The organism is Enterobacter cloacae complex sp. 277I4 (assembly GCF_050031465.1).
GTDB lineage: Bacteria > Pseudomonadota > Gammaproteobacteria > Enterobacterales > Enterobacteriaceae > Enterobacter > Enterobacter cloacae.
This window is the reverse complement of the sequence record NZ_JBLGWC010000001.1, coordinates 501,406-514,518: the sequence shown is the minus strand read 5'-3', so window position 1 is coordinate 514,518 and position 13,113 is coordinate 501,406. Positions and strand designations below refer to the sequence as shown.

General features: G+C 55.4%; 11 protein-coding genes. 4 read left to right on the top strand and 7 right to left on the bottom strand.

The window, feature by feature from the left end:
• Positions 1-18: 18 nt before the first annotated feature.
• The 4 genes from yjfF to ytfQ form a co-directional block, all read right to left on the bottom strand.
• A complete protein-coding gene (gene yjfF, locus ACQG19_RS02460) occupies positions 19-1,020 on the bottom strand; it encodes a galactofuranose ABC transporter, permease protein YjfF (protein WP_040020470.1) in 1,002 nt (333 codons plus the stop codon).
• A complete protein-coding gene (ytfT, locus tag ACQG19_RS02455; protein WP_161799150.1) occupies positions 1,007-2,032 on the bottom strand; it encodes a galactofuranose ABC transporter, ATP-binding protein YtfT in 1,026 nt (341 codons plus the stop codon). Before ytfT ends, yjfF begins: the two co-directional genes overlap by 14 nt.
• 10 nt (positions 2,033-2,042) lie before the next feature.
• Positions 2,043-3,545: a galactofuranose ABC transporter, ATP-binding protein YtfR gene (ytfR, locus tag ACQG19_RS02450; RefSeq protein WP_040020472.1), complete on the bottom strand. Its 1,503-nt coding sequence runs from the start codon at positions 3,543-3,545 to the stop codon at positions 2,043-2,045.
• 131 nt (positions 3,546-3,676) lie between these two features.
• Complete coding sequence (gene ytfQ, locus ACQG19_RS02445) at positions 3,677-4,633, bottom strand: galactofuranose ABC transporter substrate-binding protein YtfQ (RefSeq protein ID WP_222169094.1); 957 nt, start codon at positions 4,631-4,633, stop codon at positions 3,677-3,679.
• Between the two features lie 309 nt (positions 4,634-4,942).
• On the opposite strand from ytfQ, the gene ppa reads away from it, so the two are divergent.
• The 4 genes from ppa (at position 4,943) to ACQG19_RS02425 (ending at position 7,014) form a co-directional block, all read left to right on the top strand.
• Positions 4,943-5,473 carry an inorganic diphosphatase gene (gene ppa / locus ACQG19_RS02440; RefSeq protein ID WP_008501423.1) on the top strand — a complete coding sequence of 177 codons (531 nt, stop codon included), beginning with the start codon at positions 4,943-4,945 and terminating at the stop codon, positions 5,471-5,473.
• 218 nt (positions 5,474-5,691) lie between these two features.
• Positions 5,692-6,276 carry a hypothetical protein gene (locus ACQG19_RS02435; protein WP_013095338.1) on the top strand — a complete coding sequence of 195 codons (585 nt, stop codon included), beginning with the start codon at positions 5,692-5,694 and terminating at the stop codon, positions 6,274-6,276.
• Positions 6,273-6,743 (top strand): hypothetical protein, encoded by a 471-nt coding sequence (locus ACQG19_RS02430; protein ID WP_038418553.1) that lies wholly within the window; start codon positions 6,273-6,275, stop codon positions 6,741-6,743. The genes ACQG19_RS02435 and ACQG19_RS02430 overlap by 4 nt, the downstream gene beginning before the upstream one ends.
• On the top strand, positions 6,721-7,014 hold the full coding sequence (locus tag ACQG19_RS02425) for a hypothetical protein (RefSeq protein ID WP_013095336.1): 294 nt from the start codon (positions 6,721-6,723) through the stop codon (positions 7,012-7,014). The genes ACQG19_RS02430 and ACQG19_RS02425 overlap by 23 nt, the downstream gene beginning before the upstream one ends.
• Positions 7,015-7,055: 41 nt before the next feature.
• Here ACQG19_RS02425 and ACQG19_RS02420 read toward each other — a convergent pair whose 3' ends face one another.
• From ACQG19_RS02420 to tamA, 3 genes are read right to left on the bottom strand one after another with little or no spacing between them, the layout of a single operon-like run.
• Positions 7,056-7,400: a gamma-glutamylcyclotransferase family protein gene (locus ACQG19_RS02420; protein WP_028027890.1), complete on the bottom strand. Its 345-nt coding sequence runs from the start codon at positions 7,398-7,400 to the stop codon at positions 7,056-7,058.
• A 2-nt stretch (positions 7,401-7,402) separates the two neighbouring features.
• Positions 7,403-11,179, bottom strand: a complete 3,777-nt coding sequence (gene tamB / locus ACQG19_RS02415; RefSeq protein ID WP_102751781.1) for an autotransporter assembly complex protein TamB — start codon at positions 11,177-11,179, stop codon at positions 7,403-7,405.
• A complete protein-coding gene (gene tamA / locus ACQG19_RS02410; RefSeq protein WP_013095333.1) occupies positions 11,176-12,909 on the bottom strand; it encodes an autotransporter assembly complex protein TamA in 1,734 nt (577 codons plus the stop codon). Before tamA ends, tamB begins: the two co-directional genes overlap by 4 nt.
• Positions 12,910-13,113: the final 204 nt, after the last annotated feature.

Genomic DNA, 13,113 nt, shown 5'->3' with positions numbered 1-13,113 from the left:
TTAAGCAAATTCAGCATGTTATCGCTCTGTTACTGATGTGTTCACGCGGGTAACAGGCGAGCTCTGGCGGTTCTCCCAGAGCACCGTCAGACCGCGCTGCAGGGCAATAAAAATAAACAGTAAAATGCCGATGGCGATTTTCGTCCACCAGGAGCTGAGCGTGCCGTCAAAGTTGATATAGGTCTGGATCAGCCCCTGGATTGCCACGCCAAACAGTGTTCCCAGCACCGTCCCCACCCCGCCGCTGAGCAGCGTGCCGCCAATCACCACAGAGGCAATCGCATCCAGTTCAACGCCAACCCCGGCCAGCGCGTAACCCGCCTGGGTGTAAATGGAGAAGACAATCCCCGCCAGCGTCGCCAGCCCGGTGGAGAGCATATAGATGCGGATGGTGGTGCTACGGGTGGAGATCCCCATCAGGTTGGCCGAGGTCGCGTTGCCGCCAATAGCGTAGACCTGATTACCAAACCGGGTGCGATGGGCAAGGAAGATACCAATGACCACCACGCCCAGCATCAGCAGCCCCATCGCGCTCAGGCGGCCCCCGCCGGGGATTTTCCACGCCAGGCTGGAGAGCGTGTCGTACACCGGATGGTTGATCGGGATCGATTCCTCAGACACCAGATAACTCACGCCGCGCAGGAAGAACATCCCGGCAAGCGTAATGATAAAGGCCGGGAGCTTGAGCGCGTCAATCAGAAGCCCCATAAAGGCACCAAACGCACAGCCCATCACCAGCACCAGCGGAAACGCCACCAGCGGCGAGATGCCCCAGAAACCGATCGCTTTGGCAAGAAACACGCCGGTAAAGGCGATCACCGATCCGACGGAGAGATCAATCCCCCCGGAGAGGATCACAAAGGTCATCCCAACCGCGATGATGCCTAAAAAGGCGTTATCTGTCAGAATGTTACAAATCACACGCGTCGAGGCGAACCCCGGGAACTGGGTCAGGCAGTAGAGATAGCCCAGCACAAACACGCCCAGCGTGATCATTAACGGTAAATTACGTTTTATCATGGCCACGGATCCCCTTAATGATGCTGACAAAGCGCGGTGACTGAACGATCAGCACGCAGAGCACGACCACCGCTTTCACCACCTGGTTGAGTTCCGGCTGGAACCCGGAAAGCAGGATCCCGGTGTTCATGCCCTGAATAATCAGCGCACCAATTACCGAGAGCAGCAGGTTAAAGCGCCCGCCCATCAGCGATCCGCCGCCAATAACCACCGCCAGGATCGCATCCAGCTCCAGCCATAACCCGGCGTTGTTGGCATCAGCCCCACGAATATCTGCCGCGACGATCACCCCGGCGATGGCAGCACACACGCCGCTCAACACGTACGTGAGCATCACCATCAGCCGCGTATTGACCCCCGCGTTGCGCGCCGCACGGATGTTGATCCCGACCGCTTCAATGAACATGCCCAGCGCCGTTTTGCGGGTAAAGATCCAGAACACCACCAGCGTCACCAGCGCAATGATCACCGGCGTGGGGAAGAAGAGCAGCTTGCCGCTCCCGAGCCACGCCAGGTTCGGCGAGTTGAAGGTAACAATCTGCCCCGAGGTGATGAGCTGTGCGACACCGCGCCCGGCCACCATCAATATCAGCGTGGCAACAAACGGCTGGATTTTGAGCACCGCCACCAGAATGCCGTTCCACAGTCCGGCCAGCACGCCGGTGCCCAACGCCGCCAGCAGCACCACTGGCAGGCTGTGCCCGGCCACGGTCATTGATGCTGCCGTCGCCCCGGCAATGGCCATCACCGCGCCAACAGAAAGGTCGATCCCGCCGGTGGCGATCACCAGCGTCATACCAATAGCGAGCAGCGCCACCGGCGCGGCGCGGTTTAAAATATCGATCGGGCTGCCGAACAGGCGGCCATCCTGCACGATTATCTGGAAGAAATGCGGTGCGACTAGGCTATCGACCAGCAACACCACCAGCAGCGCGGCGATTTGCGGCGTGCCGGTCGGCCAGTTGAAGCGGCGTTTTGTTTCGCCAGTTTGCGAAAGCGAACGAGACATCACGATTCACTCCTTACGCCGCGATGGCATTCATGATTGCCGGAACGGACAGTTTATCCAGCGGGATCTCTGCCACCTGCTTGCGATCGCGCATGATGATGACGCGATCGGCATAGCCCACCAGCTCCTCCAGTTCAGACGAGATGACCAGCAGCGCCAGCCCGTCCGCGCACAGGGTTTCAATAAGGCGGATAATTTCGGCGTGCGCCCCCACGTCAATGCCGCGGGTCGGTTCATCGAGGATCAAAAACTGAGGTTTGGTCAGCAGCCAGCGGGAAAGCAGTACCTTCTGCTGGTTGCCCCCGGAGAGGAACTCTATCGGCTGTTCTGCGCTCGGGGTACGGATACCGAGCTGGCGAATAAAGCGCTCGGCAATGGCGTTTTGCTCTTTCCGTGGGATCGGCCGCAGCCAGCCGCGCTGCGCCTGTAAGGCCAGAATGATATTTTCCCGCACCGAGGCGGCGGCAATAATGCCATCCGTTTTTCTGTCTTCCGGGCAGAAGCCCACACCCAGACAGGAGGCCTGATGTGGCGAGCGCAGGGTTTGCGGTTTACCTTTGATCAGCGCGGTGCCGCTGTCTGCAGGCTTGATCCCGAAGATCACCTCGGCGGTTTCGGTACGGCCCGAGCCTAACAGGCCCGCCAGACCGACAATTTCACCGGGGCGCACCTCCAGGTTAAACGGCGAGATGACCCCTTTCTTGCCGAAATCACTGAACGCGGCGACCGGTTTCTCACTCAGCAGCGTACGGCCGGCACGCTGGAGCGCATTGGATTCCAGCTCGCGGCCGAGCATCATTTTGACCAGTTCAATCTGCGGCAGCTCGCGGGTTTCGCGGCAGCCGACAAAACTGCCGTTGCGCAGCACCGTAATGCGATCGCTCACCTCATACACCTGATCGAGGAAATGGGTGACGAAGATCAGGCTCACGCCCTGATTGCGCAGCTGGCGCATCAGGGTAAAGAGCATCTCCACTTCCTGGGTATCGAGGCTGGCGGTGGGCTCATCAAGGATCAGCACTTTTGCCGAGAGGTCGATAGCGCGACAAATGGCGACAATCTGCTGCATGGCGACGGAAAAACGGTTCAGCGGCTCGCGTACGTCGAGAGAGAAGCCGTAAGACGCCATCAGTTTTGTCGCCCGCGCTTCCATCTCCTTGCGGCGAAGCAGGCCAAAGCGTCGTGGCTCCCGGCCAATAAACAGGTTATCCGCGACCGACATGTTCGGCAGCAGGTTCACCTCCTGGTAGACCGTCCCGATCCCCAGCTGCTGCGCATGGGCGGTATTTTTGGGTGATATGGCGTTACCTTCCAGCCAGATGGTGCCGCGATCGGCGTGATAAACCCCGGTCAGGGCTTTAATCAGCGTCGATTTCCCCGCACCGTTCTCGCCCAGCAACGCCATGATCTCGCCGCGTCGCAGGCTAAAATCAACGTTATCCAGCGCTTTTACGCCGGGGAAGAATTTACTCAAGCCCTCTGTGCGGAGGATTTCCTGGTGTTGTTCAGTGGTCATGGTTTTCCCCCTCACCCTGACCCTCTCCCCGGAGGGGAGAGGGGACTATTCGTGCCAGTCTTTAATTTTCTGCCCAAACTGCCCTTTTCCCTCTCCCCTCCGGGGAGAGGGCTAGGGTGAGGGGGCTGAGCTTAGTAGCCCATATTTTTTTTCTTCTCTAACTCTTCTTTCGCGGTATCCGGCAGGTAGAGAGTGGATTTGGTGACCGTCACCTTCTGAGGCATCGTGCCGTCTTTCTTGAATTTCTCCAGCGCATCGAATGCAGGACCGGCCATGTTTGGCGTGAGCTCCACGCTGGCGTTGGCTTCGCCGTCGATCATCGCTTTGTAGATGTCTGGCACGCCGTCGATAGAGCCGGTGAGGATATCTTTGCCCGGTTTCAGGCCCGCTTCTTTAATGGCCTGAATCGCCCCGATCACCATGTCATCGTTGTGGGCGTAAACCATGCAGATGTTCTTGCCGTTGTTTTCAGCTTTGATAAAGCTCTCCATGACCTCTTTACCTTTACTGCGGGTAAAGTCACCGGACTGAGAACGGATAATTTTAATGTTTGGCGCTTTGGCGATGGCCTCAGCAAACCCCTTCTTACGGTCGATGGCCACGCTCGCGCCGACCGTACCCTGCAGCTCGACGACGTTACACGGCTTGCCATCCACCTGTTTCACCAGCCAGTCACCAATTAATTGCCCTTCAAGAACGTTGTTGGCGGTCACGGTGGTCATATAGAGAGATTTGTCTTTTACATCGATGGAACGATCGAGCAGGAAGACCGGGATCTCAGCATCTTTCGCTTCCTTCAGGACAGGCTCCCAGCCGGTCGCCACAACGGGCGCAATAAAGATGGCATCCACACCCTGCGCAATAAACGAACGCACGGCTTTAATCTGGTTTTCCTGTTTTTGCTGGCCATCGGCGATCTTCAGCGTGATGCCGCGTTTCTGGGCCTCGCTTTTCGCCACGTTGGTTTCTGCCGCACGCCAGCCTGATTCAGAGCCGACCTGCGAAAATCCTACGGTTAAAGGTGCGGCCATCGCCATAGACGACATGGCTGCCGAAACTGCTGTGACAAGAAGTAAGCGCTTCCACATATGAACGTCCTCGTAGGGTGAGTTATTGTTGGTTAAAAGATGTTCTGCGAAATGACTATAGCCAATGAAATATGTAACGAATTGCGTTACATCACACTTCAGAAAAGTGAATAAAACGTTAATCACAAGTTTGTAATCGCTTTCATTTCTCCATGAAAAATGCGGCTGAGTTTATGGATTTTTCTGTCATGGAATCGGTCTGAAAAGTGAGACGAACGCGGTGAGAAGACGAAAACAGGCGGAGACATTCAGCGCCAGTTGGCTATAATACCTGCCACTTGTTTACCATCCATTTTAAAGGACACAGACATGAGCTTACTCAACGTCCCTGCGGGTAAAGAACTGCCAGAAGACATCTACGTTGTTATCGAAATCCCGGCTAACGCAGATCCTATCAAATACGAAGTGGACAAAGAGAGCGGTGCGCTGTTTGTAGACCGTTTCATGTCTACCGCGATGTTCTATCCATGCAACTACGGTTACATCAACCACACCCTGTCTCTGGACGGTGACCCGGTTGACGTGCTGGTTCCAACGCCATACCCACTGCAGCCAGGCGCAGTCATTCGCTGCCGCCCAGTTGGCGTGCTGAAAATGACCGACGAATCCGGCGAAGATGCGAAACTGGTTGCGGTACCGCACACCAAGCTGAGCAAAGAGTACGATCACATCAAAGATGTGAACGACCTGCCAGAACTGCTGAAAGCGCAGATCACTCACTTCTTCGAGCACTACAAAGACCTCGAAAAAGGCAAGTGGGTTAAAGTTGACGGCTGGGACAACGCAGAAGCGGCGAAAGCAGAAATCATCGCCTCTTTCGAACGCGCTGCTAAGAAGTAATTCTTACCGCACATCGATAAAGCCCCGCTGGTCGGGGCTTTTTTGTACCTGGCTAACGCATCACAAGCGGATATTTAAGAAGAATCTCATTCCTTTTCATGCATATAATAAAACCATAAACGATGCACTATCATTTATGGTGGGGATAGTTGAATAGACTGGCCATTAACAACATACTGTCACGATGAACATTAATCCCCATTCTTTATAGGATTCACATGTCATCCATTAACATTGATGTTGCCCGCCCAACTGGAATTTATTTTATCATTGAACGCCTGTATTCTCGCGATGGCCTGATGCCTTCTTTTGGGGAAATAAGTCCCTCTTTGACACAGGTGCACCGTACTGTCATTCAGCTCAAACGCAAGCAAGATATGTTTATGGATGGTGTCAAGGTTATCCCCAAAGACATTACCCTTTGGCAACAGATAAAATATATTACGGGTTCAAAAGTCACGACCAAAGATACAGATACGTTAGTGTATACGACCGATTTTATCGGCTCCCTTGTTGCCACAACACCGTTAGGCAATATTGAACTTGAAAATATTCCTCGGTTCCTCACGACAGAGTCTATCCACTCGCTGCCACAGGCGGTGAGTTATGGCCGTGATCCCATTCCACAAGTTCTTCTGTATGGCCGTAAGGATATTGTTTTCTTTATGGACAATGGTGGAAAAGGCACGCCAACCGCTATTGCAAAATATAACCATAACACGCGCGATCTTGCCATAATCAAAGATCAGCTAGAAGCCAGTAAAACAATGAAAGAACTGCTCTCAAAAGGAGCAAAATTATGAATAAAAAAACTCATATCGTGAGTCTTTTCATCCTTATTATTGCCGCCTTTATCTTTGGCAGAAGCACATATACTGAATACCTGGCATGGTACTATGGGAGCAATAATTTAATATTTAGCGAAGTGAACAGCGCCTTATTATCCAGTTTATTCAACGGGTTCTTCTTCGTTCTTTCAGCATGTATTATTTATGCGTCGCTCACTCTATTAAAAAGAATCCCCAGAAATATCGTTGTTTCATGTCTGCTTCAGTTCTGTATTAATATCGGTCTCTATACGCTTTTCGTTGCCGTAGAGAGAGGATATAGTAAATTGCATACTTTAGGCCCGGGTGCTACTGACATTACCTACGGCTATTTTTTAGGGGCGTTGCTCACGAGCACCCTCCTGACCGTCGCGATCGTGAGCGTTATACATGCTAAGTTTCTTTCTTCAAAGCATAAAGATGGGCTACATAAAGGCGTTTGACTGTTACGGCAAAGACAGTAAATGGCAGTATCTCTGCATCCTGGCATTCCAGCTTGCCTGGTTTTTGGGGTACTTATGGATCCCTTATCGAAGTGATTATGCGATTCTGCTGTTTTTACTGTTTTTCCTGCCCGTCATTTCAAGCAATACGCGGTGCATAAACTACTATGGCCGTTCACGCGCCCTGTGCCTGTTATGGCTTATTGCCCCGTACATCATGCTGTTTGTTCCTCTGTTTTTAACCCGTCGCCGGGATACAGAAGAGAGTTGAAGGCACAAAAAACAACGCCACCTCACGGTGGCGTTGTTTTTTCAGTACTGGTCTCTGTCTAACCAGTTACCGCTTACAATCCGCGTTAACCCTTCGACCGGACGCTGGTAGACGTACATCCACGCACTTCCGTACGGCGTCTGGATCAACTGGCGCGCGTATTCACCGCCCCTGGTGCGCAAGGCATCAAGTTCGGCAAGTGTCGCGTTATCAATACGATAAACTTCACCGTGTACTGTTCCTTCGCCGGGAACCGCGCCTGGATAGTGGCCCAGGCTGTACAACTGGTAGTTTTCGATATTGTAATTCCCAAGCAACAGGGCATTGGTCATCCAGTGACTGTTGCCTTGCTTGGTTCGTAAACTGCCGTAGACAAATATTCGCATTGCTAAAACTCAAACTGATAGAGCAGATCAAGTGCCTGGTCTACGCCGGACACTGCTTCCAGATATAGCTTAGGCATCAGGCGATAGCGTAACGTGAGAGTTGCCAGCGAGTCAAAGATCCCCACGCCATATTTTACCTGCAGACCCGGCAGTACATAGCCGCTGACCACCACCTGCGAGGAGTCACCCACGCCCTGGGTGTCCAGCGCCAGATTGCTTACGCCGAACGTCTCACCGATTTTACCCACAACCTGACCACTTTGTGCAACCCCCAGACCCACTAACATTGAGGTCATCGCTGCACTGTCGCTTTGGCCGCTATCCAGGCCCTGACCACGCAGCAGGTAAGAGAGTGCTTCCTGCTGGGACATCGCCGGGTCGGAGAAGATCTCCGCCTTCGGTTCGTCGGCCGAACCGGTGACACGCACGCCCGCAATCACGTCGTTTTCTGTCGCTTCCGGGTTACGAATCGCTTCAATGTTGAGCAGCGGCTGATCCGGCGGACCGGAGAACAGCAGTTCACCTTTACGCACTATCAAATCCTGACCATAAGCATGGAAGCGCCCTTCAGGAATGTTGATCTGCCCGTTCAGGCCAAGCCCCTGTCTGTCCTGCGCCACTTTCAGGTCACCCGTCAGGCGTGCCTTCAGCCCAAACGCGTTCAGACGAACGTTATTCCCCACATGCACGGTAAGATTGCTGTTGATCGGAATGCCCGCGCTTTGCTGATTAATCGGCTTGAGGTTATCGTCGAGCATCACTTCATCACTGGAGACGCCCACCGCGCTTTCCGGCACCTCGTGAACCACGATGCGCGCCCACGGCACGTCCACGTTCCCGTCGAGGGTAAAGAGGCTCGGCGTTGCTTCAAAGACGATATCCGGCGAGACATCCAGACGTACCATCGGCGGTACGGTGATCCTCACCTTGCTGCCTTTCGCGGCGATACGGGCGCGCCAGTTATCAAGCTGGCTCCAGTCGGCGTCACCGCTGAGGTTGATTTGCCCCTGCTGGGTCAGCACCGAGCCGTTCAGCGTTGAGCTCATCCCGTTGAAGTTCATCGTAATCTGGCTTGGCTGCATATCGAACGGCATAAAGTTGCCGTCGATATCCACACCGTTTAGCTGCATCTGACCGAACAGCTGCGGGCTTTGCGCGTTGCCCGCCAGCCGCAGGTTCGCGTTGAGCATCCCCGCCGCTTTTTCACCGCGCGAGAAAATCGGGTTAACCATCGCCAGGTTGAAGTTGCGAATAGAGACGTTCCCACCCAGATTACGTCGCCCTTGTGGGTCGGTAATCTGCACCTTACCGTCGAACTGGCCATTATTGGTCAGGCGGATAAGCCACCCCAGCTCGGCCCGGTTGTTGTGCAGATCCGCGCTCAGGTTCAGGGTATCAAACGCCACCGGCAGCGGCGCGTTGTTGACATCCTGTGTCACCTTCACGTTGCGGCCAGAAAGCGTCACGCTGCCCTGTGGCAGCCCCTCTTTGGTGGTGTCCCAGGCCACATCAGCCTTCCCGCTAAAGACGCCGCTCGCCTGAGTGGTATCCGGCATGAACGGTTTTAACATCGCCAGATCAAAACGATTGAGGGTGATCTGCGCGCGCCCTTCCGCTCCCGCGTCGATGGTCTGCGGCACACACAGCTCCGCATTCGGGTTGGTCCAGCAGTGTGGGCCAATGCTGATCTTTTGTTCGGCATTGCGGTAGTCCAGGGCAATAGCGCGTGACAGCACCAATGGCCCTACCGGGGTGTTGAAACGGGTATTGTCGAGCGTCCCTTTCCAGCGCTCCGCCTTGCGGTCGAAGCTCCCCGTCAGGTGAAGCTGCCCGGAAACCGGCTCGCCCTGCACGCGCAGCTGGAGGTCGTGCTGCTTCTCGTTGCCTTTGGCGTCCAGGGTCACCAGATTAATGTTCACGTCCGGCTGAGAAATGCGTTCCACGCGCAGGTTCAGGTTACCGCCGATCTGATCGGTGGATTTCACATCCCCGTCAACGCGCACACGGGCGATGGACAGCTCCTGCCAGCGCAGGTTACTGGCCGTGATATCCGCCAGCAACTGCGGTGCATCCACCGTGCCGCGCACCTTAAGCAGCCCCTTCGCCGTGCCGCCAAGCCCCGGAAGGGCGTTATCCAGATTCGGCGCATCGATAGTGGCGTCGAGGTTCAGATCTTTCACCCCCAGTTCACCTTTGATATCCGCCGTGTTGCGCCCCAGCGCCACGTGCAGACCCGGGATCACCCACTGCAGGTAGCTGTTGCCTTTGAGCGAACCTTCTACGTTAACCTTGTTCTGCTTCACGTTACCGGTGAGCTTGATTTCCGGGACATCCATCTGCCACGTGCCGCCGTACAGGCTGCCGCGAGTTTTGATAAGACCGTCCAGTTTTGACGGCCAGTCCGGCACCTCTTTCGCCGTGTTAATCCCCGAGAGCTTCAGCTGACCGCGCCAGCTGATCGCCTGCTGCCAGTCGAGCAGCGCGGTCAGCTCGGTTTTGCCTTCCAGCGCCGCAACGGTCAGTTTGTCGAGATTAACCTGCTGTTCATTCCCTTTTGCATCCAGCGTGATCGTGGCGGGTGGCACGTCCTGGCCCTTCACGGCGGTACGGAACGACAGCGTGTAATCGGTCATCTTGCCGCTCAGCTTCAGCTTCAGGTCATCGGCCTGGAACTGTTTCTCGCCGGTGAACGGCCAGTACAGCTGCTTGCTGACCACCTCAAGGTTAAGCGGCAGTCCGGCTTCCGCCAGCTGGGTTTGCGCGCGCAGGGCCATGTCCACCGGGCCGGAGAGATTCACCCCGACATCCAGCTTGTCGCGTAGCGCGCCGCCCACCTTGACCTTCACTTTTTCGCCTTTCAGCGGGTCGATGTTAAGCGCGCTGTTCAGGGTAATATCCACCGGCCAGTTGTCACGCAGCAGGGCATGACCCGAGGCATTGACAGAGCCCTGATTGGTGTCGATATCCAGCGCGTCGAGCTTCATGTTGCCGTCGATGCTGCTGACCTTCAGCAACATGTTATAGACCGTGAGATCGGTGTCACCGGTCAGACGCAGTTGCTCGCCCTTGAACGCTTCGATATTCAGGTTCAGCGGCAGATGCACGTCCGTCATCTCCGGCAGGACGGGCTTCGAGAACAGATCTTTCAGCGTTTCACCCAGCGGTTTCTCTTCCGGCTGTGGGTTCTGGATCTTCGGCTCGACGATCTCCTCTTGCGCCACGTCCGCCACCTTCGGCAGCGCGATCAGCAATCCCTGCAGGGTGGTTGGCGTCAGGGTGAGGTTTTTCTCCTGCCAGCGCAGGCCGGAGGTGAAATCCATCACCGATACGGTGGTGTCATCGATTTTGACATTGACGTTGTCCAGCGCCACCCGATAAAGCGCAATCGGGTACGGCGTCGAGAGATTCAGCGGGCCGCTGTCCTCTTCTTCAACCGGCGCTGATTTCGGCATTTTCTCCGAATCAATCGCCACGTTCACATCTTTTAGCGACAGGTCGTTGACGCAGAGCTTACTGTCCCGCAGGCAACCCAGCCTGACGGCAAGGTGAAACTCGCCCGCGTTGACCGCAACGCCAGGCTGCTCGTAGCGAATATTCTTCAGACGTAGATCGCGCCAGCCGCCCGTCACCTGGCCGATTTCCAGCCCGGGTACCCAGCGGTTCGCCGCGTTAAACAGCAGATGCAGGCCGGTTGTCGTGCCCACCAGAAACGCCACCGTACCGAGCAGCAGCACGATAAAAATCAGTACTCCGAGGCTTATCTTCTTCCATAAACTCATAATTCAGGCCCCAGACCGATGTAAAACTGTAAACCGTGTTCTTCTTTGTCACCCACCGGCACAGCGAAGTCGAGCTTGATGGGCCCGACGGGCGACTGCCAGCGCACGCCCACGCCCGCGCCGGTTTTGAAATCACTGCGGCGGATATCGCTCACCGCTTCGCCGCCGTCCACAAACATGGCGCCCCACCATTTTCCGCTGACGTTGTACTGGTACTCCAGCGAGCCGGTCGCCAGCTTGGAGGCCCCGATCAGCTTGCCGTCATCATCTTTAGGCGCGATGGATTTGTATTTGTAGCCGCGGATACTGCGGTCGCCCCCGGCGAAGAAGCGCAGGTCGGGCGGGACTTTGTCGAAGTCGCCGGTTTCAATCCAGCCGAGGTTCCCGCGCATCACAAAGCGGTGTTTGTCATACAGCGTGCGGATCCAGACGTTTTGCGCCTGAATCACCGAGAAATCCACATCGGAACCCCACATGGTGTTGGAGTAATCGATAGAGTAACGCTGGGAATCGCCCCAGGTCGGCATCAGGCCGCCGCGTGAGCGGGTACGGCTGATCATCACCCCCGGATAGAGCAGCATGGTGGTGTTGGTGACGTTGGCCTGGGTAAAGTGGTCAAGACTCCAGCGCAGGTTAATGGCGCGCTGCCAGCCGCTGGAGAGATCCCAGAATCGGGATACGGCAAGCGTGGTGGAATCCGACTCGGTATCGTTCAGATCGGTACGCTTAAAGCCCCCCTGGACCAGGTAATACTGCTCAAGCGGGTTCTTCAGCAGCGGGATTTTGTAGCTGAAGTCGAGCTGTTGCTCCGGGGCTGAGATACTGGCGCTGGTGGTCAGGCTATGGCCGTACGAGTTCATCCACGGCTTTTTCCAGGTCGCCCTCACGCGCGGCCCCACGTCCGTTGAATAGCCAGCCCCGGTCTCAATGGTGTTTTCGGTGCGTGGCGACACCACACCGTGCAGCGGTAATACCTTGGTTTTGCGGGCCTTTTCAAACTCCGGCGCAACGACCACCGAATTAAACCACCCGGTTGCCGACAGGCGGCGGTTCAGCTCGGCCAGATCGCGTGAATGGTAGTAGTCACCCTTTTTGAACGGCACGAGGTTTTGCAGGTACTCTTCACGAATTTGCGAGCCTTCGAACGTCACATCGCCAAAGCGGTAGCGTTCGCCGCTGTCGTAGTCGATATCCCAGAAGGCCTGGCGTCTGCCCAGCGCAATGCCCAGCTGGCTTTTATTGAACTGGCTGTCGAAGTAACCCTTGCGTAAGGAGACGCTCGTCAGCGATTTTTTGAAACTGTCGTAATCACCGTGATTCAGTACGGTACCGATTTTAGGCCGCGTACTGAGCAGATCCAGATAATCGCGATCGGTACGCGCGCCGCCGCGTAACACCACATTGGTGCCGCCTATCAGCACCGGCTCACCCGGCGAGACGCGGGCAATAAGTACCTGCCGCCCCTTTTTTGGCGGTGGGCGGAGATCGAAATCGATGGTGGGTTCGTAATATCCCAGGGCTTTTAGCCCTTCGCGTATCGCGTCATCCACGCGTGCACGAAAACGCCGGTCCGGCGTCACTTCGTCACTTTCAATCGTCGACAGCTGTGCACGCACGTTTTTTTCCAGCGCCCCGGATAACCCCTCAACCTGCAAACGGACATTCGCCGCGCTGGCAACCCCGCTTGTCAGCAAGACACTGACCAAACATAACTGGCGGATTTTTGTCACGTTCTCTCCTGAATATCCCTGTTTCCACCCTGGAAGCAAATGAAGTGCCGCTCCGCGGCAAAATACGGCCTGTTGGCCAAAAAACCCAATTCTCGGGTTGAAAAAGGGTGTAACACCCAAATATTTCTTATGATTAAATCTAGACTCATTCAGCGCATTTATTGTGTTCAATTAAACGCTTCGTGACAACCTTAACCGAAACAT

What these genes read in the sequence shown, in the direction of transcription:
- yjfF (WP_040020470.1), bottom strand. Translation starts at nt 1,020, where the DNA reads ATGATAAAACGTAATTTACCGTTAATGATCACGCTGGGCGTGTTTGTG.
- ppa (WP_008501423.1), top strand. Translation starts at nt 4,943, where the DNA reads ATGAGCTTACTCAACGTCCCTGCGGGTAAAGAACTGCCAGAAGACATC.
- tamB (WP_102751781.1), bottom strand. Translation starts at nt 11,179, where the DNA reads ATGAGTTTATGGAAGAAGATAAGCCTCGGAGTACTGATTTTTATCGTG.
- ACQG19_RS02435 (WP_013095338.1), top strand. Translation starts at nt 5,692, where the DNA reads ATGTCATCCATTAACATTGATGTTGCCCGCCCAACTGGAATTTATTTT.
- ACQG19_RS02420 (WP_028027890.1), bottom strand. Translation starts at nt 7,400, where the DNA reads ATGCGAATATTTGTCTACGGCAGTTTACGAACCAAGCAAGGCAACAGT.
- ytfR (WP_040020472.1), bottom strand. Translation starts at nt 3,545, where the DNA reads ATGACCACTGAACAACACCAGGAAATCCTCCGCACAGAGGGCTTGAGT.
- ytfQ (WP_222169094.1), bottom strand. Translation starts at nt 4,633, where the DNA reads ATGTGGAAGCGCTTACTTCTTGTCACAGCAGTTTCGGCAGCCATGTCG.
- ACQG19_RS02425 (WP_013095336.1), top strand. Translation starts at nt 6,721, where the DNA reads ATGGGCTACATAAAGGCGTTTGACTGTTACGGCAAAGACAGTAAATGG.
- ACQG19_RS02430 (WP_038418553.1), top strand. Translation starts at nt 6,273, where the DNA reads ATGAATAAAAAAACTCATATCGTGAGTCTTTTCATCCTTATTATTGCC.